We start from the raw sequence: 20,113 nt of genomic DNA on the forward strand, positions 1-20,113 counted from the left end.
CGCGTCGGTAATGCGCCGACTCGACGGTCCGTCCCGTGATTGACTTCCGGGGCAGATCAACCGTCGCCTTCCGATCACCGAGAGCGAGGCCGCTCGTGGTCCATCAGATCGACCCTTCGTTCGTCGCGCTGCCCCTGCGGGCGCTCGCCGACGCGGCGCTCGCCCGAGCGCGTGCGCTCGGCGCCGAGCACGCGGACTTCCGCCTGGAGCGGGTGCGCAGCGCCTCGTGGCGCCTGCGCGACGCCAAACCGTCCGGTTCCTCGGACACCACGGACCTCGGCTACGCGGTGCGGGTGGTGCACGGCGGGGCCTGGGGCTTCGCGTCCGGGGTCGACCTGACCATGGACGGGGCCGCGCGGGTCGCCTCACAGGCGGTCGCGATGGCGAAGCTGTCGGCCAAGGTGATCGCGGCGGCGGGTTCGGACGAGCGGGTGGAGCTCGCGGCGGAGCCGGTGCACGAGGAGCGCACCTGGGTCTCCTCGTACGAGATCGACCCCTTCTCCGTCCCCGGCGAGGAGAAGAGCGCGCTGCTCGCCGACTGGAGCTCCCGGCTGCTCGGGGCGGAGGGCGTGGCGCATGTGGACGCCTCGCTGCTCACCGTTCACGAGAACAAGTTCTACGCGGACACGGCCGGCACCGTGACCACCCAGCAGCGTGTCCGGCTGCACCCGCAGCTCACGGCGGTCGCCGTCGACGAGACGACCGGTGAGTTCGACTCGATGCGGACGATCGCGCCGCCGGTCGGGCGGGGCTGGGAGTACCTGACGGGCACCGGCTGGGACTGGGACAAGGAGCTGGACGAGATTCCGGCGCTGCTCGCGGAGAAGATGCGGGCGCCGAGCGTCGAGGCGGGCCGGTACGACCTGGTCGTCGACCCGTCGAACCTCTGGCTGACCATCCACGAGTCGATCGGGCACGCCACCGAGCTGGACCGGGCCCTCGGCTACGAGGCGGCCTACGCGGGCACCTCATTCGCCACCTTCGACCAGCTGGGCAAGCTGGCGTACGGCTCCTCGATCATGAACGTGACGGGTGACCGGACCGCCGAGCACGGGCTCGCGACCGTCGGGTTCGACGACGAGGGCGTCGAGGCGCAGAGCTGGGACCTGGTGAAGGACGGCACGCTCGTCGGCTACCAGCTGGACCGGCGGATCGCGAAGCTCACGGGCCTCGGCCGGTCGAACGGCTGCGCCTTCGCCGACTCCCCCGCGCACGTGCCGGTGCAGCGGATGGCGAACGTCTCGCTCCAGCCGGACCCGGGCGGTCTGTCGACCGAGGACCTCATCGGGGGCGTGGAGCGCGGCATCTACGTGGTCGGTGACCGGTCCTGGTCGATCGACATGCAGCGCTACAACTTCCAGTTCACCGGGCAGCGTTTCTTCCGCATCGAGAACGGTCGGCTCGCCGGCCAGCTGCGGGACGTGGCCTACCAGGCGACGACCACCGACTTCTGGGGCTCGATGGAGCAGGTCGGCGGCCCGCAGACGTACGTGCTCGGCGGCGCCTTCAACTGCGGCAAGGCCCAGCCGGGCCAGGTCGCCGCGGTCTCCCACGGCTGCCCCTCCGCCCTCTTCCGGGGCGTCAACATCCTGAACACGACGCAGGAGGCCGGTCGATGAGCGCGAGCCACGGAATCTGCCGGGGGTCCGGGGGGCGTCCCCCGGGCAAGCACAGTCTGAACACGACGCAGGAGGCCGGTCGATGAGCCGCGTCAGCAAGCCGTACGAGATCGTCGAGCGGGCCCTTGAGCTGTCCCGTGCCGACGGGTGTGTCGTCATCGCCGACGAGGAGTCCTCGGCCAATCTGCGCTGGGCGGGCAACGCGCTCACGACGAACGGCGTGACCCGCGGCCGTACGCTCACCGTGATCGCGACCGTCGACGGCGCGCAGGGCACCGCCTCCGGTGTCGTCTCGCGGTCCGCCGTGACCGTCGACGACCTGGAGCCCCTGGTGCGGGCCGCCGAGGCCGCCGCCCGCGCCGCCGGGCCCGCCGAGGACGCCCAGCCGCTGGTGACGGACGTGCCCTCGTCGCCCGACTTCACGGACGCCCCGGCGGAGACCTCCTCCGCCGTGTTCGCCGACTTCGCCCCGGCGCTCGGCGAGGCCTTCGCCCGCGCCCGGGCCGGCGGCCGGGAGCTGTACGGCTTCGCCAACCACGAGCTGACCTCCACCTACCTGGGTACGTCCACGGGCCTGCGGCTCCGCCACGACCAGCCCAAGGGGACCCTGGAGCTCAACGCCAAGTCCCCCGACCGCTCGCGCTCCGCCTGGGCCGGCCGCTCGACCCGGGACTTCAAGGACGTCGACCCGGCCGCGCTCGACGCCGAGCTCGCGACCCGCCTCGGCTGGGCGGAGCGCCGGATCGAGCTGCCCGCCGGACGGTACGAGACCCTGCTGCCGCCGACGGCCGTGGCCGACCTGCTGATCTACCAGCTGTGGTCCTCCACGGCCCGGGACGCGGTCGAGGGCCGTACGGTCTTCTCCAAGCCCGGCGGCGGCACCCGGCTCGGCGAGACCCTCTCCCCGCTGCCGCTGACCCTGCGCAGCGACCCGAACGAACCGGGCCTGGAGTCCGCGCCGTTCGTGATCGCGCACTCCTCGGGCGACGACTCCTCCGTCTTCGACAACGGTCTGCCGATCGCGCCGACGAACTGGGTACGGGACGGGAAGCTGGACCGCCTGATCACCACCCGGCACACGGCGGAACTTACTCGGTTGCCCGTGGCTCCCGGAGCGGGGAACCTGATCCTGGACGGCGGTGGCGAGCGCTCCCTGGAGGACATGGTCGCCGCGACGGAGCGCGGCCTGCTCCTCACCTGCCTCTGGTACATCCGCGAGGTCGACCCGGCGACACTGCTGCTCACCGGTCTGACCCGGGACGGTGTCTACCTCGTCGAGAACGGCGAGGTGGTCGGCGAGGTGAACAACTTCCGGTTCAACGAGTCGCCGGTGGACCTGCTGTCGCGGGCCTCCGAGGCGGGCCGTACGGAGAAGACGCTGCCGCGCGAGTGGAGCGACTGGTTCACCCGGGCCGCGATGCCCGCCCTGCGGATCCCCGACTTCAACATGAGCTCGGTCAGCAAGGGAGTCTGACCCACCTAGACTGAGACAACTATTTCCCACCAGCATCACAAGGAGACGGACGACGTGACCGACATCGTCGACGAGCTGAAGTGGCGTGGGCTCTTCGCCCAGTCCACCGATGAGGACGCACTGCGCAAGGCTCTCGCGGACGGTCCCGTCACCTTCTATTGCGGTTTCGACCCGACCGCGGCCAGTCTCCACGTCGGCCACCTGGTCCAGGTCCTCACCGTCCGCCGGCTCCAGCAGGCCGGGCACCGGCCGCTGGCGCTGGTCGGCGGGGCCACCGGCCAGATCGGTGACCCGCGGCCGACGGCCGAGCGCACCCTGAACGACCCCGAGACGGTCGCGAACTGGGTGAACCGGCTGCGGACGCAGATCGAGCCGTTCCTCTCCTTCGAGGGGGAGAACGCGGCGGTCATGGTGAACAACCTGGACTGGACCGCCGGCATGTCGGCGATCGAGTTCCTGCGGGACATCGGCAAGCACTTCCGGGTCAACAAGATGCTGACCAAGGACTCCGTCGCCCGGCGCCTGGAGTCCGAGCAGGGCATCAGCTACACCGAGTTCAGCTACCAGCTGCTGCAGGCCATGGACTTCCTGGAGCTGTACCGCCGCTACGGCTGCACGCTCCAGCAGGGCGGCTCGGACCAGTGGGGCAACCTGGTGGCCGGCCTCGACCTGATCCACCGTCTGGAGCCGGGTGTCGAGGCGCACGCGCTCGCGACCCCGCTGATGGTCAAGGCGGACGGCACCAAGTTCGGCAAGACCGAGGGCGGCGCCGTCTGGCTCGACCCGGAGATGACGACGCCGTACGCGTTCTACCAGTTCTGGCTGAACGTGGACGACCGGGACATCTCGACGTACATGCGGATCCTGTCCTTCAAGTCCCGCGAGGAGCTGGAGGAGCTGGAGCAGCAGACCGCCGAGCGTCCGCAGGCCCGCGCCGCCCAGCGTGCGCTGGCCGAGGAGCTCACCGCTCTGGTGCACGGCGCGGACCAGTGCGCGGCCGTCATCAACGCCTCCAAGGCGCTGTTCGGCCAGGGCGACCTGGCGGAGCTGGACGAGGCGACGCTGGCCGCCGCCCTGTCCGAGCTGCCGCACGCGCGCGTGACGGAGCTGGGTCAGGTCGTCGACCTGTTCACCGAGGTCGGTCTCGCCCCGAGCAGGTCGGGAGCGCGCCGCACGGTGAAGGAGGGCGGGGCGTACGTGAACAACGTGAAGGTCACCGCCGAGGACGCCGAGGTGGCGGCGGACGAACTGCTGCACGGCCGCTGGCTGGTGCTGCGGCGCGGCAAGAAGAACCTGGCGGCGATCGAGTTCGCCGGCGCGTGACGCGGGGCTCGTACCCCGCGGAACCGAGCATGCCGGGAGGCCCGGTACGGCACGTGATGTGCCGTACCGGGCCTCCCGGTTTTCGGTTCTCAGGGTGCTCGGTGCGCCGCTAGGCCCGCTGTTTGTTGCCCCTGATCGAGGCCCACAGCATGTCGCCCACACCGACCACGGCGATGGCGCCGATCAGCTGGAGCAGGTGGCGGGTCCAGTCGATGCCCTTGGTGTCGTTGACCCCGATCCAGGTCGCGACCGCGTTGCCGAGCACGCTGCCGAGAATGCCGAACACGGTCGTCAGCCAGAGCGGGATCTGTTGTTTTCCGGGCAGGATCGCCTTCGCGATCAGACCGAGGACGAATCCCACGATGATCGCCCACAACCAACTCATCGTCGCCTCCTTGTACGCAACTGCGCCCAGTCTCGGCCCACCCGCCATACGGCGCATGTCGGACAGCGCCATCCGTGCCCCGGCCTCGTCGGCGCGGGAGGGCGGGCGTACGGTGGAACGAGGTCCGGACCGGGGAGGGTCCGGCGCGACCGGTGGGTGGTGGACGGCGATGCCGAAGAGTGGCGGAGGCGAGGTCTTCCGGATCACGGGAGCCCGACAGGGGCTCGCGGACGACGTCCGGGGACGGCAGCGGCGCTACATCATCTCGATGACCGTCAGGACGCTGTCCGTGATCGCGGCCGCGGTGCTGTGGAACGTCGAGCGACACGTGGCGATCGTGGCGCTCGCCCTGGGCATCCTGCTCCCCTACATCGCGGTGGTCATCGCGAACGCGGGACGTGAGACGGCTCCGTCCCTTCCCTCCACCTTCGTACCGGCTCCCGTGCGGCCCGCTCTCGGTGCCGCGGAGGCCTCGGTGGATGCGGACACGGAGCGACCGTACGGCCGGAATTGATCACGGACAGTGGCCGGAAAGCTCAAGAAAAGCTCAGATCAATCGTGAAGTTCCAGTGCACCGCACCCCATGTGCCGTGACATACTGCCTACGCGCTCCGCATCCCCCGTCGGAGCGACGGACCGATGCCGGGCAGCTCCCCCCGTGGCTGCTCGGCATCGCCCTTGCTGGACAATGATCAGGTGAGCGAAGAGAAGCCGATCTGTTCCGCCAAGGGCTGCCGCGCCGACGCCGTCTGGGTGCTCGCGTGGAACAACCCCAAGCTGCACACGCCCGAGCGTCGCAAGACCTGGCTCGCGTGCGAGGAGCACCGCGAGCATCTGTCCCAGTTCCTGGGTGTACGGGGCTTCCTCAAGGACGTCGTGCCGCTGGCCGACTGGGAGTCCGACGAGGCCTGAGGCGTACGGCCGTCGAGGTCGGTCCCGCCCCTTCCCCGGTCAGCCGCCGATCGCCGACATCGGGCGGTCGGGCTGGAGGAATTCCGGGTCGTCCAGGCCGGAGCCCGCCTTCTTGCCCCACATGGCCTGCTTCCAGATCCGGGCGACCTCGTCGTCCGGCGCGTCCGAGCGGAGCGTGGCCCGCAGGTCCGTCTCCTCGGTTGCGAACAGGCAGGTCCGCACCTGGCCGTCGGCGGTGAGCCGAGTCCGGTCGCAGGCCCGGCAGAACGGGCGGGTGACGGAGGCGATGACGCCGACCGTGTGCGGTCCGCCGTCGACGACCCAGCGCTCGGCGGGGGCCGAGCCGCGCTCGTCGGCGCCTTCCGGTGTCAGGGTGAAGCGGGTGCGCAGGGACTCCAGGATGTCCCCGGCGGTGATCATGCCGTCGCGCTTCCAGCCGTGCTGGGCGTCCAGGGGCATCTGCTCGATGAAGCGGAGCTCGTAACCCTCCGCGACCGCCCAGGCGAGCAGGTCCGGGGCCTCGTCGGCGTTGAGCCCGGGCATCAGGACGGCGTTGACCTTGACCGGGGTGAGGCCTGCCTCACGGGCGGCGGCCATGCCGTCGAGGACGTCCTGGTGGCGGTCACGCCGGGTGAGGGTCTTGAAGACCTCGGGGCGCAGGGTGTCCAGGGAGACGTTGACCCGGTCGAGACCGGCGGCCTTCAGTGCGGCGGCGGTGCGCTTGAGCCCGATGCCATTGGTGGTGAGGGACATCCGGGGGCGGGGCTCCAGGGCCGCGCAGCGCTCGACGATGCCGACGAGGCCGGGGCGGAGCAGGGGTTCGCCGCCGGTGAAGCGGACCTCGGTGACGCCGAGGTCGGTGACCGCGATGCGGATCAGCCGGACGATCTCGTCGTCGGTGAGGAGATCCGGCTTCGCGAGCCACTGGAGGCCCTCTTCCGGCATGCAGTACGTACAGCGGAGATTGCAGCGGTCGGTGAGCGAGACGCGCAGGTCGGTGGCCACGCGGCCATAGGTGTCGATGAGCACTGTGGGCCCCCTCCCCGTCTTGTGGTTGCGTGTGGTTCGAGCCTACGTGAGCACACGGACAACGAGCAGGGCAGATTGTCACGAGGACCGGCGCAGCCGCGTCGTAGAACTCTACGACGCGGCCGCCCGAAGATCGCGGAACGTATACGGCCGACTGCGCTCCGGTCAGTGCTTGACCGCGGCGGCGACCCCGACACCGGTGAGGGACTTGACCTCCAGCTCCGCGTACTTGCCCGCATCCGGCTCCTCCTTGGAGAGGAGCGAGGCGAGCCAGCCGAGGAGGAAGCCGAGCGGGATCGAGACGAGGCCGGGGTTCTCCAGCGGGAACCAGTGGAAGTCCACGCCCTTGAACATCGAGGCCGGCCCGCCGGAGACGACCGGCGAGAAGAGGACGAGGACGACGGAGGAGATGAGTCCGCCGTAGATCGACCAGAGTGCGCCCTGGGTGGTGAACCTCTTCCAGAAGAGTGAGTAGAGGATCGTCGGCAGGTTGGCCGAGGCCGCGACCGCGAAGGCGAGGGCGACGAGGCCGGCGACGTTGAGGTCGCGGGCGAGGGCGCCGAGCGCGATCGACACGATGCCGATGAGGACGGTGGACCAGCGGGCCGCCCGCATCTCCTCCTTCTCGGTGGCCTTCCCGCGCTTGATCACGTTCGCGTAGATGTCGTGCGCGAAGGACGAGGACGAGGCCAGGGTCAGACCGGCGACCACGGCGAGGATGGTGGCGAAGGCGACGGCGGAGATGACGGCGAGGAGGATCGCGCCACCGGTGGAGTCGGCGCCACCGCCGACCTCCAGGGCGGTGAGCGGGGCCGCCGTGTTGCCCGCCTTGTTGGACGCCTTGATGGTGTCGCCGCTGAGCAGGGCGGCGGCGCCGAAGCCGAGGACGATCGTCATCAGGTAGAAGCCGCCGATGATGCCGATGGCCCAGTTGACCGACTTACGGGCGGCCTTGGCGGTCGGCACCGTGTAGAAGCGGATCAGGATGTGGGGCAGGCCGGCGGTGCCGAGGACGAGGGCGATGCCGAGGGAGAGGAAGTCGAGCTTCGAGAGGGCGCTGGCGCCGTACTTGAGGCCGGGCTCCAGGAAGGCGTCGCCCTTGCCGCTGTTGGTGGCGGCGGCGCCGAGCAGCTGCGAGAGGTTGAAGTCGAACTTCAGCAGGATGAGGAAGGTGATGAGGAGCGTGCCCGCGATGAGCAGGACGGCCTTCACCATCTGCACCCAGGTGGTGCCCTTCATGCCGCCGATCGTCACGTAGACGATCATCAGGACGCCGACGAGGGCGACGATCGCGATCTTGCCGCCGTCGGTGGTGATGCCGAGCAGCAGCGAGACGAGGACACCCGCGCCCGCCATCTGCGCGAGCAGGTAGAAGATCGAGACGACGATGGTGGAGGTGCCGGCGGCGGTACGGACGGGCCGCTGGCGCATCCGGTAGGCGAGGACGTCGCCCATCGTGAACCGGCCGGAGTTGCGCAGCGGTTCGGCGACCAGGAGCAGCGCCACGAGCCAGGCGACGAGGAAGCCGATCGAGTACAGGAAGCCGTCGTAGCCGTAGAGGGCGATGGCGCCGCTGATGCCGAGGAAGGACGCGGCGGACATGTAGTCGCCGGAGATCGCAAGGCCGTTCTGGAAGCCGGTGAACTGGCCTCCGCCGGCGTAGAAGTCGGCGGCGCTGCGGGTCTGCCGGCCGGCCCAGATCGTGATGACCAGGGTCGCGATGACGAAGGCGCCGAAGAGGGCGATGATCAGCGGTCGGTGCTCGCTGGTGGCGTTGCCCGCCGCGAGCAGGACGGGGGTGCTCATGCGTCGCCCTCCATGCGCTTTCTGATGGCGTCGGACTTGGGGTCGAGCCGGTTCGCCGCGTGCCGCGAGTAGAGCCAGGCGATGAGGAAGGTGGTGGCGAACTGGCCGAGCCCCAGGACGAGGGCCACGTTGATGTTGCCGAAGACCTTGGTCCCCATGAAGCCGCCCGCGTAGTTGGAGAGCAGCACGTACAGCAGGTACCAGGCGATGAAGGCCAGGGTGAGCGGGAAGGCGAAGGAGCGGTACGTACGGCGCAGTTCGCCGAACTCCGCACCTTCCTGCACCTCGACGAATTGTTCCGTCGTGGGCGCTACGGGACCTGGTGCGGTCTCCGTCCCGTCTCTGGGCGGCGGCGGTGCTTCGGTAGCCACGGAATCTCCTCGTGACGCGGGGGCGGACGGCATGGTCAAGGGGGCCTCACCAGGGGTGCGGAAACGGGGGCTCCGGGTGGAGCCCCTCCCCTGACCAACGGCACGGAGCCGGAAGCGAAGTGGTTCACACAGGGGATTTTCTTGAACAGATCTTCATGAAGTCTTCTCAACTCATTGAAGGACCAGGAAGATCAGCGATAGCTTCACTCGTCATGCACCTGTTCACGCGTAAACCCGCGCGCGGACAGTACATACGGATGATGTGGAGAACCCATGGCTCATCTGGGATCGAGGCGCGGCCGAGCTCTTGCTCTGCCTGCTGGTCTCGCGCTCACGGCCTCGCTCGGCTTCCTTCCCTCCGGCGCCGCCTCCGCCGCGGAGCTGAGTGACGCACCGGCGGCCGCCGTAGCCGCGACGAACGGGCCGAAGCTCTCGTACGTCGTCAACGTCGAGGGTGGCCGCTGGACCGCCGCCTCGGTGAAGAAGGCGATCGCCGCCGCGGGCGGCGAGGTGGTCATCTCGTACGACCAGATAGGCGTGATAGTCGTCCACTCGCAGAACCCCGAGTTCGCGAAGACGGTTCGTCAGGCTCGTGGCGTGGCATCGGTCGGTTCGACCCGTACCGCCCCGCTCTCCGTCCAGTCCGACGACGCCGTCGACGAGGGCGCGCAGTCGCTCTCCGCGGCCGAGGCGAAGGCCGCCGCCGCCAAGGCGACGGACGAGCAGGACCCGCTGGAGCCCCTGCAGTGGGACCTCCCGGCGATCAAGGCCGACAAGGCCCACCAGAAGACGCTCGGCAGCAAGCGCGTCACCGTCGGCGTCATCGACACGGGTGTCGACGACACCCACCCGGACCTGGCGCCGAACTTCGACGCCAAGGCCTCCGCGAACTGCGTGTCCGGCAAGCCGGACACCACCGCCGGCTCGTGGCGCCCGAACCCGGGCGAGAGCGACCACGGCACCCACGTCGCCGGTACGATCGCCGCCGCCAAGAACGGCGTCGGCATCACCGGTGTCGCCCCGGGCGTGAAGGTCTCCGGCATCAAGGTGTCCACCCCGGACGGCTTCTTCTACACCGAGGCCGTCGTCTGCGGCTTCGTGTGGGCGGCCGAGCACGGTGTCGACATCACGAACAACAGCTACTACACCGACCCGTGGATGTTCGCCTGCAAGAACGACGAGGACCAGAAGGCCCTCATCGAAGCGGTCACCCGTGCGACCCGCTACGCGGAGCGCAAGGGCACGGTCAACGTCGCCGCGGCCGGCAACTCGAAGTTCGACCTGGCCGCCGACTCGATCGTCGACAACAGCAGCCCGAACGACACCACGCCGGGCGACCGGGTCATCGACCCGAAGGAGTGCCTGGACTACCCGGCCATGCTGCCGGGTGTCGTCACGGTCTCCGCGACCGGAGCCAAGGACCTCAAGGCGTCCTACTCCAACTACGGTCTCGGCGTGATCGACATCGCCGCCCCCGGCGGTGACCGCACCGAGTACCAGACGCCGGACGCCCCGGCGGTCAACGGCCGCATCCTGTCGACCACGGTCAACGGCGGCTACAACTACAAGGCCGGAACGTCGATGGCCTCGCCGCACGCGGCGGGCGTCCTCGCGCTCATCAAGTCGACGCACCCCTACGCGAGCCCGGCGGCCCTCAAGGCGCTGCTGTACGCGCAGGCCGACGACCGCGCCTGCACCAACCCGTACGACATCGAGGGCGACGGCAAGATCGACGCCGTCTGCGAGGGTGGCAAGAACAAGAACGGCTTCTACGGAGCCGGTCTGATCGACGCGCTGGACGCTGTCCGCTGGTAGTCACCGCGTGTGCTTGACGGAGGGCCCTGGTGTGGTGTGCCACACCAGGGCCCTTCGCGTGGCACCGAGTGCCATAGTGCGGTCATGGACAACGGCATGAACAACACGGTGCGTACCGGTACGGAGTTGTTGTGGTCGGCCCTCGGCGGTGATCCCGCCCTGGTGGACCGGGTGGAGTACGGCGGGCCCGCCGGGCTGCTCGCCGCGCGGCTTCCGGTGATGGAGCTGTCCCGGGCCGCGGTCGCGGTCGCCGGGCTCGCCGCCGTCGAGCGGGCCGGACTTCCCGGTCCCGTACGGGTGGACGACGGGGCCGTCGCCACCGCCGTCGTGAGCGAGCGTCATCTGCGGGTCGACGGACGGGCTCCGGTGGCCTTCGCACCGCTGTCCCGGTTCTGGCGGGCGGCCGACGGCTGGGTCCGTACACACGCCAACTACCCGCACCACCGGGCCGCGTTGCTCACCGGCCTCGGTGTGTCCGAGGAGTCGGTGGAGGCCGTCGAGGCGGCGATCGGCGAGCGGAAGGCCGTCGAGGTCGAGACGGCGGTGTACGCGGCCGGGGGGCTGGCCGTGGCCCTGCGCACGCCCTCGGAGTGGGCGGCGCACGAGCAGGGCCGGGAGGTGGCGGCGCGGCCGCTGCTGACCCGGGAGCGGCTCGACGAGGCCCCGCCCCGGCGCCGTACCGGCCCGCTGCGGGTCCTGGACCTGACCCGGGTGATCGCCGGACCGGTCGCGACCCGGACGCTCGCGCTGCTCGGCGCGGACGTGCTGCGGATCGACCCGCCGGGCCGTCCCGAACTGCCGGACCAGCACGCGGACGCCGACGTCGGCAAGCGGACCGCCGCGCTCGACCTGGACCGCGCGTCGGACCGGCGTACCTTCGACGAACTCCTCGGCTCCGCCGATGTGCTGGTCACCGGATACCGGCCGGGGGCCCTCGACCGCTTCGACCTCCACCGCCCGGGGCTCGTCACCGCCCGGCTCTCCGCCTGGGGCGACTACGGGCCCTGGGGCGGGCGGCGCGGCTTCGACAGCCTCGTCCAGGTGGCGACCGGGATCGCCACCGTCGAGGGCTCGCCGGAGCAGCCGGGCGCGCTCCCCGCGCAGGCCCTGGACCACGGGACGGGCTATCTGCTCGCGGCGGCGGTCCTGCGGTCCCTGACCGAGCAGGACCGGGACGGCGGCAGCCGGCTCGTCCGGCTCGCCCTCGCCCAGACGGGTCACTGGCTGACGCACACGCTGCCGCGGTACGAGCCCGAGCGGTACGTCACGGAGTCGGAGGGGCCCCTCGGGCGGCTGCGGCACGCGCTGTCGCCCGTCGCGTACGAGGGCGGCCCGACGGGCTGGTCACGCCCGCCGGGCCTGCAGGGCGCGGACGCGCCGGTGTGGGTCACGGAGTGACGGCCGGCGTCTCCGGACTCCCTACGGAGTGACGGCCGGCGCCTCCGGACTCCCTACGGCTTGACGAGGACCTTGAGCGCGGTGCGCTCGTCCATCGCCTTGTAGCCGCCCGGGACGCCGTCGAGGCCGACGGTCAGGTCGAAGACCGGCGACGGGTCGATGGTGCCGTCGAGGACGTCCGGGAGCAGTTCCGGGATGTACGCGCGCACGGGGGCGACGCCGCCGCGCAGCGCGATGTTCCGGTCGAACATGACGGACAGGTCGAGTCCGGTGCCGCTGCCGTGCGGGACGCCGACGTAGCCGATCGAGCCTCCGTCGCGGGCGATGGCGACGGCGGTCCGCATGGACTGCTCGGTGCCGACCGCCTCGATGACCGCGTGGGCGCCCTGGCCGCCGGTGAGCTCGCGGACGGCGGCCTCGGCGGCCTCGCCGCGCTCGGCGACGACGTCGGTGGCGCCGAAGAGGCGGGCGATGTCGGTGCGGGTGGTGTGCCGGCCGAGCGCGATGATCCGCTCGGCGCCGAGCCGCTTGGCCGCGAGGACACCACAGAGGCCGACCGCGCCGTCGCCGACCACGGCGACCGTCGAGCCCTTGCGGACCCCGGCGCCGAGGGCGGCGTGGTGGCCGGTGCCCATGACGTCGGAGAGCGCGAGGAGCGCGGTCAGCAGGTGGTCGTCGGAGGCGGCGTCGGCCGGGAGCTTGACGAGGGTGCCGTCGGCGAAGGGGACGCGGACGGCCTCGCCCTGGCCGCCGTCGGAGCCGACCGAGCCCCAGAAGCCGCCGCTCGGGCAGGAGGTCTGGAGGCCCTCGGCGCAGTAGTCGCAGGTGCCGTCGGACCAGACGAAGGGGGCGACGACGAGGTCTCCGGCGGTGAAGCCGGTGACCTCGGAGCCCACCGCCTCGACGATGCCGAGGAACTCGTGGCCGATGCGCTGACCGGGCTGCCGGGCGGACTCGCCGCGGTAGGCCCAGAGGTCGCTGCCGCAGACGCAGGCGCGCAGGACGCGGACGACGACGTCGGTGGGGTCCTGCACCACCGGATCGGGCACGTCCTCCACGCGCATGTCGAACGGGGCGTGGATGGTGGTGGCGCGCATGGCGGACGGTCCTTGCTGTCAGACGGTTGTACGACGTTCACCGTACATCGCGTGGAGCGCTCCCGCCGTCAGCAGGTACTGCGCCGCGATGTACGTCAGCATGACCCAGAAGTCGGGCACCGGCAGCTGGGGCCACTCGGCGACCCCGGTGGCGATGAGGGTGTCGGACAGCAGGAACAGCGCGCCGCCCAGTCCCGCCAGGAGCCCGAGGGCGCTCGCGCGGTACGCCATGGCCGTCAGGAGCAGCGAGTATCCGGCGACCGGGATCCGCAGGTCGGCGGGGAGATCGGGCCAGAGGAGCACGACGGTGCCGACGAGCGCGACCGCGTACAGGGCGCCGAGCGGCGGGGACGTACGCCCTCGTCCGAACAGGACCAGGTAGCAGACGTGGCCGGCGGCGAAGGAGCCCATGCCGACGAGGAAGGCCCAGTCGGCGTCGGAGAGCAGGAAGACGTCGCCGCCCCAGCCGAAGAGGAGCGCGACGGTCAGCAGCTTCGGGGCGCCCCGGGTGACGGCGTACGCGGCGAGCAGCGGCATCAGGAACGGCTTGGCGATCTGGTGGCCGAGCTCGGCGCCGGCGAGCAGGGAGATCAGGTCGACGGCGGTCGCGAGCCCGAAGGCGGCGAGCAGCACGCGCGCGAGCCCGCGGGGGGAGGTCTTCACGCGGCGCGCTCCGGGGTGGCCGGGATGGGAGCGGTGGCCGAGGTGGGAGCGGGGGCGGTGGTTGAGGTGGGGGCGGCGGCTGCGGCCTGCTCGGTACCGGCTTCGGTACGAGCCTCTGCGCCGGCTTCCGTACGAGCCTCTGCGCCGGCTTCCGTACCGGCGGATGCGGGCTGCCAGCCGGGGCCGCCGAAGACCCGTCCCGCCCGCTCGCGCCAGTCGTGGGCGGCCCGGAGGTCGCGGGCGATGGCGGCGTACTCGTGGGTGGCGACGCGCAGCGGGTTGTACGTCTCGATGTTCTTGGTGAGGCCGTAGACGGGCCGGTCGGTCTCGCCGACCCAGGAGCCGAACATCCGGTCCCAGACGATGAGGATCCCGCCGAAGTTCCGGTCCAGGTAGCCGCCTTGGGAGGCGTGGTGGACGCGGTGGTGCGAGGGCGTGTTCAGGACGTACTCGAACGGCCGGGGCAGCTTGCCGACCCGCTCGGTGTGGATCCAGAACTGGTAGACGAGGTTCACCGAGTAGCAGAAGGCGACGGCCGCCGGGTGCACGCCGAGCGCGATCATCGGCAGGTAGAACGGCCAGGAGGTGACGCTGGTCCACGGCTGGCGCAGGGCGGTGGTGAGGTTGAACTTGCGGCTGCTGTGGTGGACGACGTGGCAGGCCCAGAGGATGCGGATGACATGGTGTCCGCGGTGCTGCCAGTAGTAGAAGAAGTCCTGTGCGAGCAGCATGAGCGGGATCGTCCACCAGAGGACGGGGACGCGGAGCGGCGTCAGCTCGTACACGGCGGTGTAGATCGCGACGACGGGGATCTTCCACAGCGCGTCGAAGGCCAGGCTCCCGAGCCCCATGCCGATGCTGGTGGCGGCGTCCTTTGTCTCGTACCCGGCGGCGTCCTCGTCGGGGTGGATCCGGTGGCTGACCATCTCCAGGACGGTGAGCAGGACGAACGCCGGTATGGACCAGAGCACGACATCGGGCAGGTTCGGCATGCCGTTGACGGTAGAGGCGCGGGTCGGGGTGCGGCTAGACGTTGTTACCAACAAGTATGCGAGACGACTTGTCAGCAAGCTTTGGCACCTTCTGACAAGGGGCCTCCGAAAGGGCTAGGAGGTGTCCGGCCCGATCGGCAAGACACCCCTTAGATTCCCGTCGCGCCCAGCAGTGAGCCGGCCCCGTAGGTGACCGCCATCGCCAGGGCTCCGCCCGCCACGTTGCGGAGGATCGCGCGGCCCGCGGGGGCCGCGCCCAGGCGGGCGCTCCACCAGCCGGTGAAGGTCAGGGCCGCGAGGACGGAGACGACCGTGACCCAGAGGCGGGCGGAGGCCGGGGGAAGGACGATCGCGAAGAGCGGGAGCAGGGCGCCGACGGTGAAGGCGAGGAAGCTGGCGGCGGCCGCGTGCCAGGGGATCGTGAGCTGGTCCGGGTCGATGCCCAGCTCCACGCGCGCGTGGGCGCGCAGGGCGTCGCGCGCGGTGAGCTGCTCGGCGGCCTCGCGGGCCACATCGGCGGAGAGGCCGCGGGCGGCGAGGAGACCGGTCAGTTCGGCGAGCTCGGCCTCCGGTTCCTCGCGCAGTTCGCGCTTCTCCTGGGCGAGGGCGGCCTCCTCGGAGTCGCGCTGGGTGGAGACCGAGACGTACTCCCCCGCCGCCATCGACATCGAGCCGGCCAGCAGCCCCGCGAGACCGGCGGTGAGCAGCGCCGCCTGGGACTCGGTGGCCCCGGCGACACCGACGACGAGGCCCGCGGTGGAGACGACTCCGTCGTTGGCTCCGAGCACGGCGGCCCGGAGCCAGTTGAGACGGGAGCCGAGGCCGCCGCCGTGGGCCTCGTCGTGGGTGGGCACGTCAGTCACCCCGGGAGGGTCTCACCCGGGCCGTCACCAGACGCGGACCGACCCGCCCGGGGCGAACGCCGGGCTGGTGGCGCCCGCGGGGACCTCCTTCAAGGGCTCGGCGATCTCCTCGACGGTCGGGCCGTGGACGGCCGCCAGGGAGTCCAGGTACGGCAGGTCGAAGCCGTAGACGCGGGCCGCGTTGCCGCCCACCATCGCCGCGACCTCCTCCCTCGGCAGCCCCGCGTATGCGATCCGGAGGCCTTCGCGGGAGTACGGCGTGGTGCCCTCGTCGTGCGGGTAGTCGCTGCCCCACATGATCTTGTCGAGGCCGATCCGGTCGCGCAGCGGCACCTCGTGGGGGCGCATGAAGCTCGCGCCCACGAAGCAGTTGTCGCGCCAGACCGTGCTGGGCCCCTTGCCCATGGCCTCGGCGAGACCGGCGCCGAACTTCGACTCCGCGGTGCTCGCTCCGGCCGTGCTCGCTCCGGCGGTACCCGCTCCGGACGTGCTCGTTCTCGTCGAGGCCGCGACCAGGCGGCCGTGGTAGTAGTCCAGCATGTCGAGCACGCCCGGGATCCAGCCCGAGCCCTGCTCGGTCAGGACCAGCTTGAGCCCCGGGTGGCGCCGGAAGGCACCGCCGAAGACGAGGTGCCAGAGCGCCCGGTGCGAGAACCAGGTGGTCTCCACCATGAAGACCGCCCGGGCGGCCGGTTCGTCGCCCAGCGGCGGCGACGCCGAGCCGCCGTGGTGGTTGACCGGGACGTCGAGCTCGGCGCAGACCGCCCAGATCGGGTCGTACGCCTCCGAGTACAGCTCGGGCACGGGCGAGCCCGGCGGCACCCCCGGCAGCAGGATGCCCCCGGTGAGCCCGGCCTCGTGGACGCGGCGGATCTCGGCGACCGCCGCGTCCACGTCGTTGAGGAGGATCTGCGCCACGCCGGCCCTGCGCCCCGGCGCGGCCGCGCAGAAGTCGGCCAGCCAGCGGTTGTGCGCCTGGAGTCCGGCCCAGCGCTGCTCGTACTCGGCCGAGGTGGGCGGCTGGGCCATCAGGGAGGCCTTGGGGAAGAACGGCGGGACGGTGTTGGGGAAGACGACCTCGGCGACGATGCCGTCCGCCTCCAGCTCGCGCAGCCGGCGCTCGGAGTTCCAGTTGCGGTCGGCGGTGTCGGCGAGCAGGTCCTCGTACGGGTTGACGTAGGCGGCCGCCCAGGCGTCGAAGGCCTCGTGGTGTTTCTTCTCCAGGTACGGGCGGTAGTCGAGGAGGTCGGCGCCGGCGTGGCAGTCGGCCGAGACGACGGTGTAGCGGTCCGTCATGGCGTGACCCCCAGCGTGGGGAAGTCGTGGTCCGTCAGCCAGTGGCGGCCGACCTCGCGCGAGCGGGCCCAGGAGGCCTCCACGGCGGCCTGGTCGGCGGGCTGGCCGAGGTCGGCGGGGGTGGGGCCGATGCGACGGGCTATCGGATCCAATATTCGAATATCGAATCCGAAGACCTCGGCCGCGGCGAGACCCAGCATCCGGCGGGTCTCCGTCACCGGGATGTCGTGGAAGGTCTTCCGGAGCCACGCGCGCGTGTCCGGCCAGGTGCCCTCCGGATGCGGGAAGTCCGAGCCCCACAGGATGTTGTCGACGCCGATCTCGTACCGCTGGGCGAGTTCGCGCCGCTTGGTGTTGGTGGCGCAGATGAAGACCTGCCGGTCCAGGTACTCGCTCGGCGGCCGCTTCAGCTCCGCGAACGGGGACAGCTTCTTGCCGCCGTGCGCGCCGAGGTAGAGCCGGTCCATGAACCAGAGCAGGTTCGGCAGCCACCAGCAGCCGGACTCGGCGACCCCGAACCGCAGTCCGGGGTGGCGCTCGAAGACGCCCGACCAGAGCAGGAACCAGAGCGGCCTGGCCGGCCACCACGTGACCTCGGAGACGTAGATGCCGAGGTGGTCGCCGTACTCCTCGCGCGGCGCCGCGCCCGAGTGGGTGACCAGCGGCATCCCGGCCTCGGCGGCGGCCGCCCAGACGGGGTCGTAACGCCGGTCGTGGTACGGCTCCTTGTCCACCCACATGGAGGGGATCATCAGCGCCCCGAGCCCGGACTCCTTGGCCCGGTGGATCTCGGCGACGACCTTCGACGGCTCGGCCGTGATCGGCAGCAGCGCGACCCCGCAGTGCCGTTCGGGATTCTGTCCCACGAACTCGGCGAGCCAGCGGTTGTGCGCCTGCGCGCCCGCCATGCCGAGCTCCGGGTCCTGGTCGCCGGAGAGGCCGAGGCCGACGCCGAAGGGGGCGGCGGTGCGGCTGTCGACGGCGTCCGCGTCGGGGAAGACGACCTCGGCGGCCACGCCGTCGCCGTCGAGCTCCTTGAGCCGCTGCCCGGCGTCCCAGCCGCCGCGCAGGCCTTCCTCGTTGTCGTGGAACCACTTGTCCGCGAAGGCCTCGTTGCGTACTCCGAGCCGGGTCATGGCCTCCCGGCGCGCCTCGCGTCCGGCGAGGAACTCGTCGAACGCGCGGTGGAAGCGGGAGTCGAGGTAGGGCCGGTACTCCTCGGTGGGCAGCCCGGCGTGGCAGTCGGAGGAGATGATCAGATACGGGTCGTTCGGATCGGCCATCACAGCCCCCTCAGTCGAGAATGAAGCTCTCCAGGTACGACGGGTTGGCGCGGTCGAGCATCGACCGCGAGCGCGCCATGATCTGCCGGTCGCTGTGCTCGCTCTCGGGCAGCATCCAGAAGCGGTCGGCGCGGATGCCGTCGACGACGTGCTCGGCGACCTCCTCCACCGGGGTGAAGGCCACCTCGTGACCGGCCTCCTTCATCGCGGCCTCCCACTGGCCGAGGCTGCGGTACGGGGTCCTGCGCGGACGCTGTTTGGCGTACCGATCGGGCCGGTTGCGGTGCGACTCCCAGAGGCCGGTGCGGAGCATGTGCGGTCCGGGGAAGAGCACGGAGGCGCTCACGCGCGCGTGCTCGGCCCTGAGGTGGGCGTAGAGCGACTCGGTCATGGTGACGACGGCCGCCTTGGTGACCGCGTACACGGAGGCGGTGGGCAGCGGGGCGATGCCGCCGTCGCCGGAGGAGGTGTTGACGACATGGCCGGGTTCGCCGCTCGCGAGCATGCGGGGGACGAAGGCCTGGATGCCGTGGAAGACGCCCCAGACGTTGACGGAGAAGGCCCATTTCCAGTCGTTGGGCTCGTGTTCCCACATGCGGCCCTCGGCGCCGGAGCCGACGCCCGCGTTGTTGCAGAGGACGTGGACGGCGCCGAAGGTGTCGTACGCGGCGTCCGCGAACGCCCGCACGTCGTCGGGGTCCGAGACGTCGACCGTCCGGGCGAGGACCTGCGCCCCGTTCTCCATCAGCTCGTCGGCGGCCTCGGCGAGCGCGCCCTCCTCGACGTCGCCGAGGACGACGGCCAGGCCCTCGGCGGCGAAGCGGCGGGCCATGGCGAGCCCGATGCCGCTCGCCGCGCCGGTGACGACGGCGACCTGCCCTTCGCGCAGCTCCATCAGGCGCTCCCCTCGGGCGGGCCGTCGAGGATCTGCTGCGGGTCGTCGTACCGCTGGTGGATGTACGGCAGGAGGGCCTGCGCGGAGACGCGTTCGGCGACGGTGCCCTTCTGGTCGGTGGTCTTCTCGCCGATCGTGATCTCGACGATCCGGCGTACGGGGAGGTCGGCGACCGGGTCGTACATCGACTCGCGCAGGACCACGTCGCCGGTGATCCGCTCCAGCTTCCGCACCTTCTCGTTGCGGACGCAGTGGACGAGCACGGGGTCGGCGTCGAAGCCGGAGCCGTCGACGCCGGGCAGGAACTTGAAGTAGAAGTCGGTCTTCTCGACGGGCTCGGGCAGCGGCAGCGGTCCGGAGACCGCTCCACGGACCTCGACGAAGTCGATGCCGTGCCGTCCGAGCGAGGCGCGGACGACGAGCCCGTCGCGCTCGACGAGGACCTCGCCGAGCTTCTTCGGCTCGCCGAAGACCTCGCGTCCGCCGACGAGGGCCCGCTCGTGGGTCATCGGCATGACCAGCGGGTACCAGCCCTCACGGTCGCCGTGGGCGGCGGCGACCGCCACCGAGCCGGCGCCGAGGGGATAACCGGGCAGGTCGACCTTGCTGATGTTGGCCCGTACGAGGGGCCGCTCGGTGGGTTTCAGCGGGGGCGGCAGGACGGCCGCCACCACGTCCGGGTCGGTCTCCCAGACGGCGACCACTCCGGTGGACCAGATGTCGGGGAGCTTCGCGCTCTTCGTCCGGGCCGCCGCGATCTCGGCGTCGGTGCGCGCCCCGTACCGTACTCGTGCCATGACGTACCACCCTTCATGGGTCGGGTCTGTAACAGAGTTACACCGACGGCGATGAAGGGTAAAGACCCGTGCACGCGACAGAGTTGGGGGAACGG

At 71.1% G+C, this 20,113-nt stretch carries 19 protein-coding genes; 7 read left to right on the plus strand and 12 right to left on the minus strand.

What is annotated here, in order from left to right:
- Positions 1-95: 95 nt before the first annotated feature.
- The 3 genes from OG462_RS12105 (at position 96) to tyrS (ending at position 4,416) form a co-directional block, all read left to right on the plus strand.
- The gene (locus tag OG462_RS12105) at positions 96-1,619 is read left to right on the plus strand and encodes a TldD/PmbA family protein (protein WP_406057212.1); all 1,524 of its coding nucleotides are present in this window, start codon (positions 96-98) and stop codon (positions 1,617-1,619) included.
- A gap of 82 nt (positions 1,620-1,701) precedes the next feature.
- Positions 1,702-3,093 (plus strand): metallopeptidase TldD-related protein, encoded by a 1,392-nt coding sequence (locus OG462_RS12110; RefSeq protein WP_406057214.1) that lies wholly within the window; start codon positions 1,702-1,704, stop codon positions 3,091-3,093.
- Positions 3,094-3,147: 54 nt separating this feature from the next.
- Positions 3,148-4,416, plus strand: a complete 1,269-nt coding sequence (gene tyrS, locus OG462_RS12115) for a tyrosine--tRNA ligase (protein WP_406057216.1) — start codon at positions 3,148-3,150, stop codon at positions 4,414-4,416.
- Between the two features lie 109 nt (positions 4,417-4,525).
- Here tyrS and OG462_RS12120 read toward each other — a convergent pair whose 3' ends face one another.
- Complete coding sequence (locus OG462_RS12120; RefSeq protein ID WP_406057218.1) at positions 4,526-4,801, minus strand: GlsB/YeaQ/YmgE family stress response membrane protein; 276 nt, start codon at positions 4,799-4,801, stop codon at positions 4,526-4,528.
- 169 nt (positions 4,802-4,970) lie between these two features.
- Here OG462_RS12120 and OG462_RS12125 point away from each other — a divergent pair, with 169 nt between their 5' ends.
- A complete protein-coding gene (locus OG462_RS12125; protein ID WP_406057220.1) occupies positions 4,971-5,315 on the plus strand; it encodes a DUF3099 domain-containing protein in 345 nt (114 codons plus the stop codon).
- Positions 5,316-5,497: 182 nt separating this feature from the next.
- Complete coding sequence (locus OG462_RS12130) at positions 5,498-5,713, plus strand: hypothetical protein (RefSeq protein ID WP_150507022.1); 216 nt, start codon at positions 5,498-5,500, stop codon at positions 5,711-5,713.
- Between the two features lie 39 nt (positions 5,714-5,752).
- On the opposite strand, the gene moaA is transcribed toward OG462_RS12130, so the two are convergent.
- From moaA to OG462_RS12145, 3 genes are all read right to left on the minus strand, one after another.
- Entirely contained in the window at positions 5,753-6,742 is a 990-nt protein-coding gene (moaA, locus tag OG462_RS12135) for a GTP 3',8-cyclase MoaA (RefSeq protein WP_406057222.1), read from the minus strand.
- Positions 6,743-6,907: 165 nt separating this feature from the next.
- The gene (locus OG462_RS12140; RefSeq protein WP_406057224.1) at positions 6,908-8,548 is read right to left on the minus strand and encodes a cation acetate symporter; all 1,641 of its coding nucleotides are present in this window, start codon (positions 8,546-8,548) and stop codon (positions 6,908-6,910) included.
- Positions 8,545-8,919: a DUF485 domain-containing protein gene (locus OG462_RS12145; protein WP_406057225.1), complete on the minus strand. Its 375-nt coding sequence runs from the start codon at positions 8,917-8,919 to the stop codon at positions 8,545-8,547. The genes OG462_RS12140 and OG462_RS12145 overlap by 4 nt, the downstream gene beginning before the upstream one ends.
- A gap of 273 nt (positions 8,920-9,192) precedes the next feature.
- On the opposite strand from OG462_RS12145, the gene OG462_RS12150 reads away from it, so the two are divergent.
- Positions 9,193-10,734, plus strand: coding sequence for a S8 family peptidase (locus tag OG462_RS12150; RefSeq protein ID WP_406057227.1), 1,542 nt, complete (start codon positions 9,193-9,195; stop codon positions 10,732-10,734).
- Positions 10,735-10,818: 84 nt separating this feature from the next.
- Positions 10,819-12,132 (plus strand): CoA transferase, encoded by a 1,314-nt coding sequence (locus OG462_RS12155; protein WP_406057229.1) that lies wholly within the window; start codon positions 10,819-10,821, stop codon positions 12,130-12,132.
- A gap of 53 nt (positions 12,133-12,185) precedes the next feature.
- Here the strand turns inward: OG462_RS12155 and OG462_RS12160 are convergent, their stop codons facing one another.
- From OG462_RS12160 to OG462_RS12195, 8 genes are all read right to left on the minus strand, one after another.
- The gene (locus OG462_RS12160) at positions 12,186-13,229 is read right to left on the minus strand and encodes a zinc-dependent alcohol dehydrogenase family protein (protein ID WP_406057231.1); all 1,044 of its coding nucleotides are present in this window, start codon (positions 13,227-13,229) and stop codon (positions 12,186-12,188) included.
- An 18-nt stretch (positions 13,230-13,247) separates the two neighbouring features.
- Positions 13,248-13,892, minus strand: coding sequence for a lysoplasmalogenase (locus OG462_RS12165; protein WP_406057233.1), 645 nt, complete (start codon positions 13,890-13,892; stop codon positions 13,248-13,250).
- The gene (locus OG462_RS12170) at positions 13,889-14,884 is read right to left on the minus strand and encodes a sterol desaturase family protein (RefSeq protein ID WP_406057235.1); all 996 of its coding nucleotides are present in this window, start codon (positions 14,882-14,884) and stop codon (positions 13,889-13,891) included. Before OG462_RS12170 ends, OG462_RS12165 begins: the two co-directional genes overlap by 4 nt.
- A gap of 149 nt (positions 14,885-15,033) precedes the next feature.
- The gene (locus OG462_RS12175) at positions 15,034-15,747 is read right to left on the minus strand and encodes a VIT family protein (protein ID WP_406057237.1); all 714 of its coding nucleotides are present in this window, start codon (positions 15,745-15,747) and stop codon (positions 15,034-15,036) included.
- Between the two features lie 24 nt (positions 15,748-15,771).
- A complete protein-coding gene (locus tag OG462_RS12180; RefSeq protein WP_406057239.1) occupies positions 15,772-17,043 on the minus strand; it encodes an amidohydrolase family protein in 1,272 nt (423 codons plus the stop codon).
- Positions 17,040-18,326 carry an amidohydrolase family protein gene (locus OG462_RS12185; RefSeq protein WP_406057241.1) on the minus strand — a complete coding sequence of 429 codons (1,287 nt, stop codon included), beginning with the start codon at positions 18,324-18,326 and terminating at the stop codon, positions 17,040-17,042. The genes OG462_RS12180 and OG462_RS12185 overlap by 4 nt, the downstream gene beginning before the upstream one ends.
- A gap of 10 nt (positions 18,327-18,336) precedes the next feature.
- Positions 18,337-19,221, minus strand: coding sequence for an SDR family NAD(P)-dependent oxidoreductase (locus tag OG462_RS12190; RefSeq protein ID WP_406057243.1), 885 nt, complete (start codon positions 19,219-19,221; stop codon positions 18,337-18,339).
- Positions 19,221-20,018, minus strand: a complete 798-nt coding sequence (locus tag OG462_RS12195) for an acetoacetate decarboxylase family protein (protein WP_406057245.1) — start codon at positions 20,016-20,018, stop codon at positions 19,221-19,223. Before OG462_RS12195 ends, OG462_RS12190 begins: the two co-directional genes overlap by 1 nt.
- Between the last annotated feature and the right edge of the window lie 95 nt (positions 20,019-20,113).

Source organism: Streptomyces sp. NBC_01077, assembly GCF_045162855.1.
In the GTDB taxonomy this organism is placed as follows: domain Bacteria; phylum Actinomycetota; class Actinomycetes; order Streptomycetales; family Streptomycetaceae; genus Streptomyces.

Coding starts and splice junctions, on each gene's coding strand:
- OG462_RS12120 (WP_406057218.1), bottom strand. CDS start 4,801: ATGAGTTGGTTGTGGGCGATCATCGTGGGATTCGTCCTCGGTCTGATC.
- OG462_RS12125 (WP_406057220.1), top strand. CDS start 4,971: ATGCCGAAGAGTGGCGGAGGCGAGGTCTTCCGGATCACGGGAGCCCGA.
- OG462_RS12170 (WP_406057235.1), bottom strand. CDS start 14,884: ATGCCGAACCTGCCCGATGTCGTGCTCTGGTCCATACCGGCGTTCGTC.
- OG462_RS12190 (WP_406057243.1), bottom strand. CDS start 19,221: ATGGAGCTGCGCGAAGGGCAGGTCGCCGTCGTCACCGGCGCGGCGAGC.
- OG462_RS12150 (WP_406057227.1), top strand. CDS start 9,193: ATGGCTCATCTGGGATCGAGGCGCGGCCGAGCTCTTGCTCTGCCTGCT.
- OG462_RS12140 (WP_406057224.1), bottom strand. CDS start 8,548: ATGAGCACCCCCGTCCTGCTCGCGGCGGGCAACGCCACCAGCGAGCAC.
- OG462_RS12110 (WP_406057214.1), top strand. CDS start 1,702: ATGAGCCGCGTCAGCAAGCCGTACGAGATCGTCGAGCGGGCCCTTGAG.
- OG462_RS12180 (WP_406057239.1), bottom strand. CDS start 17,043: ATGACGGACCGCTACACCGTCGTCTCGGCCGACTGCCACGCCGGCGCC.
- OG462_RS12185 (WP_406057241.1), bottom strand. CDS start 18,326: ATGGCCGATCCGAACGACCCGTATCTGATCATCTCCTCCGACTGCCAC.
- OG462_RS12195 (WP_406057245.1), bottom strand. CDS start 20,018: ATGGCACGAGTACGGTACGGGGCGCGCACCGACGCCGAGATCGCGGCG.
- OG462_RS12155 (WP_406057229.1), top strand. CDS start 10,819: ATGGACAACGGCATGAACAACACGGTGCGTACCGGTACGGAGTTGTTG.
- OG462_RS12160 (WP_406057231.1), bottom strand. CDS start 13,229: ATGCGCGCCACCACCATCCACGCCCCGTTCGACATGCGCGTGGAGGAC.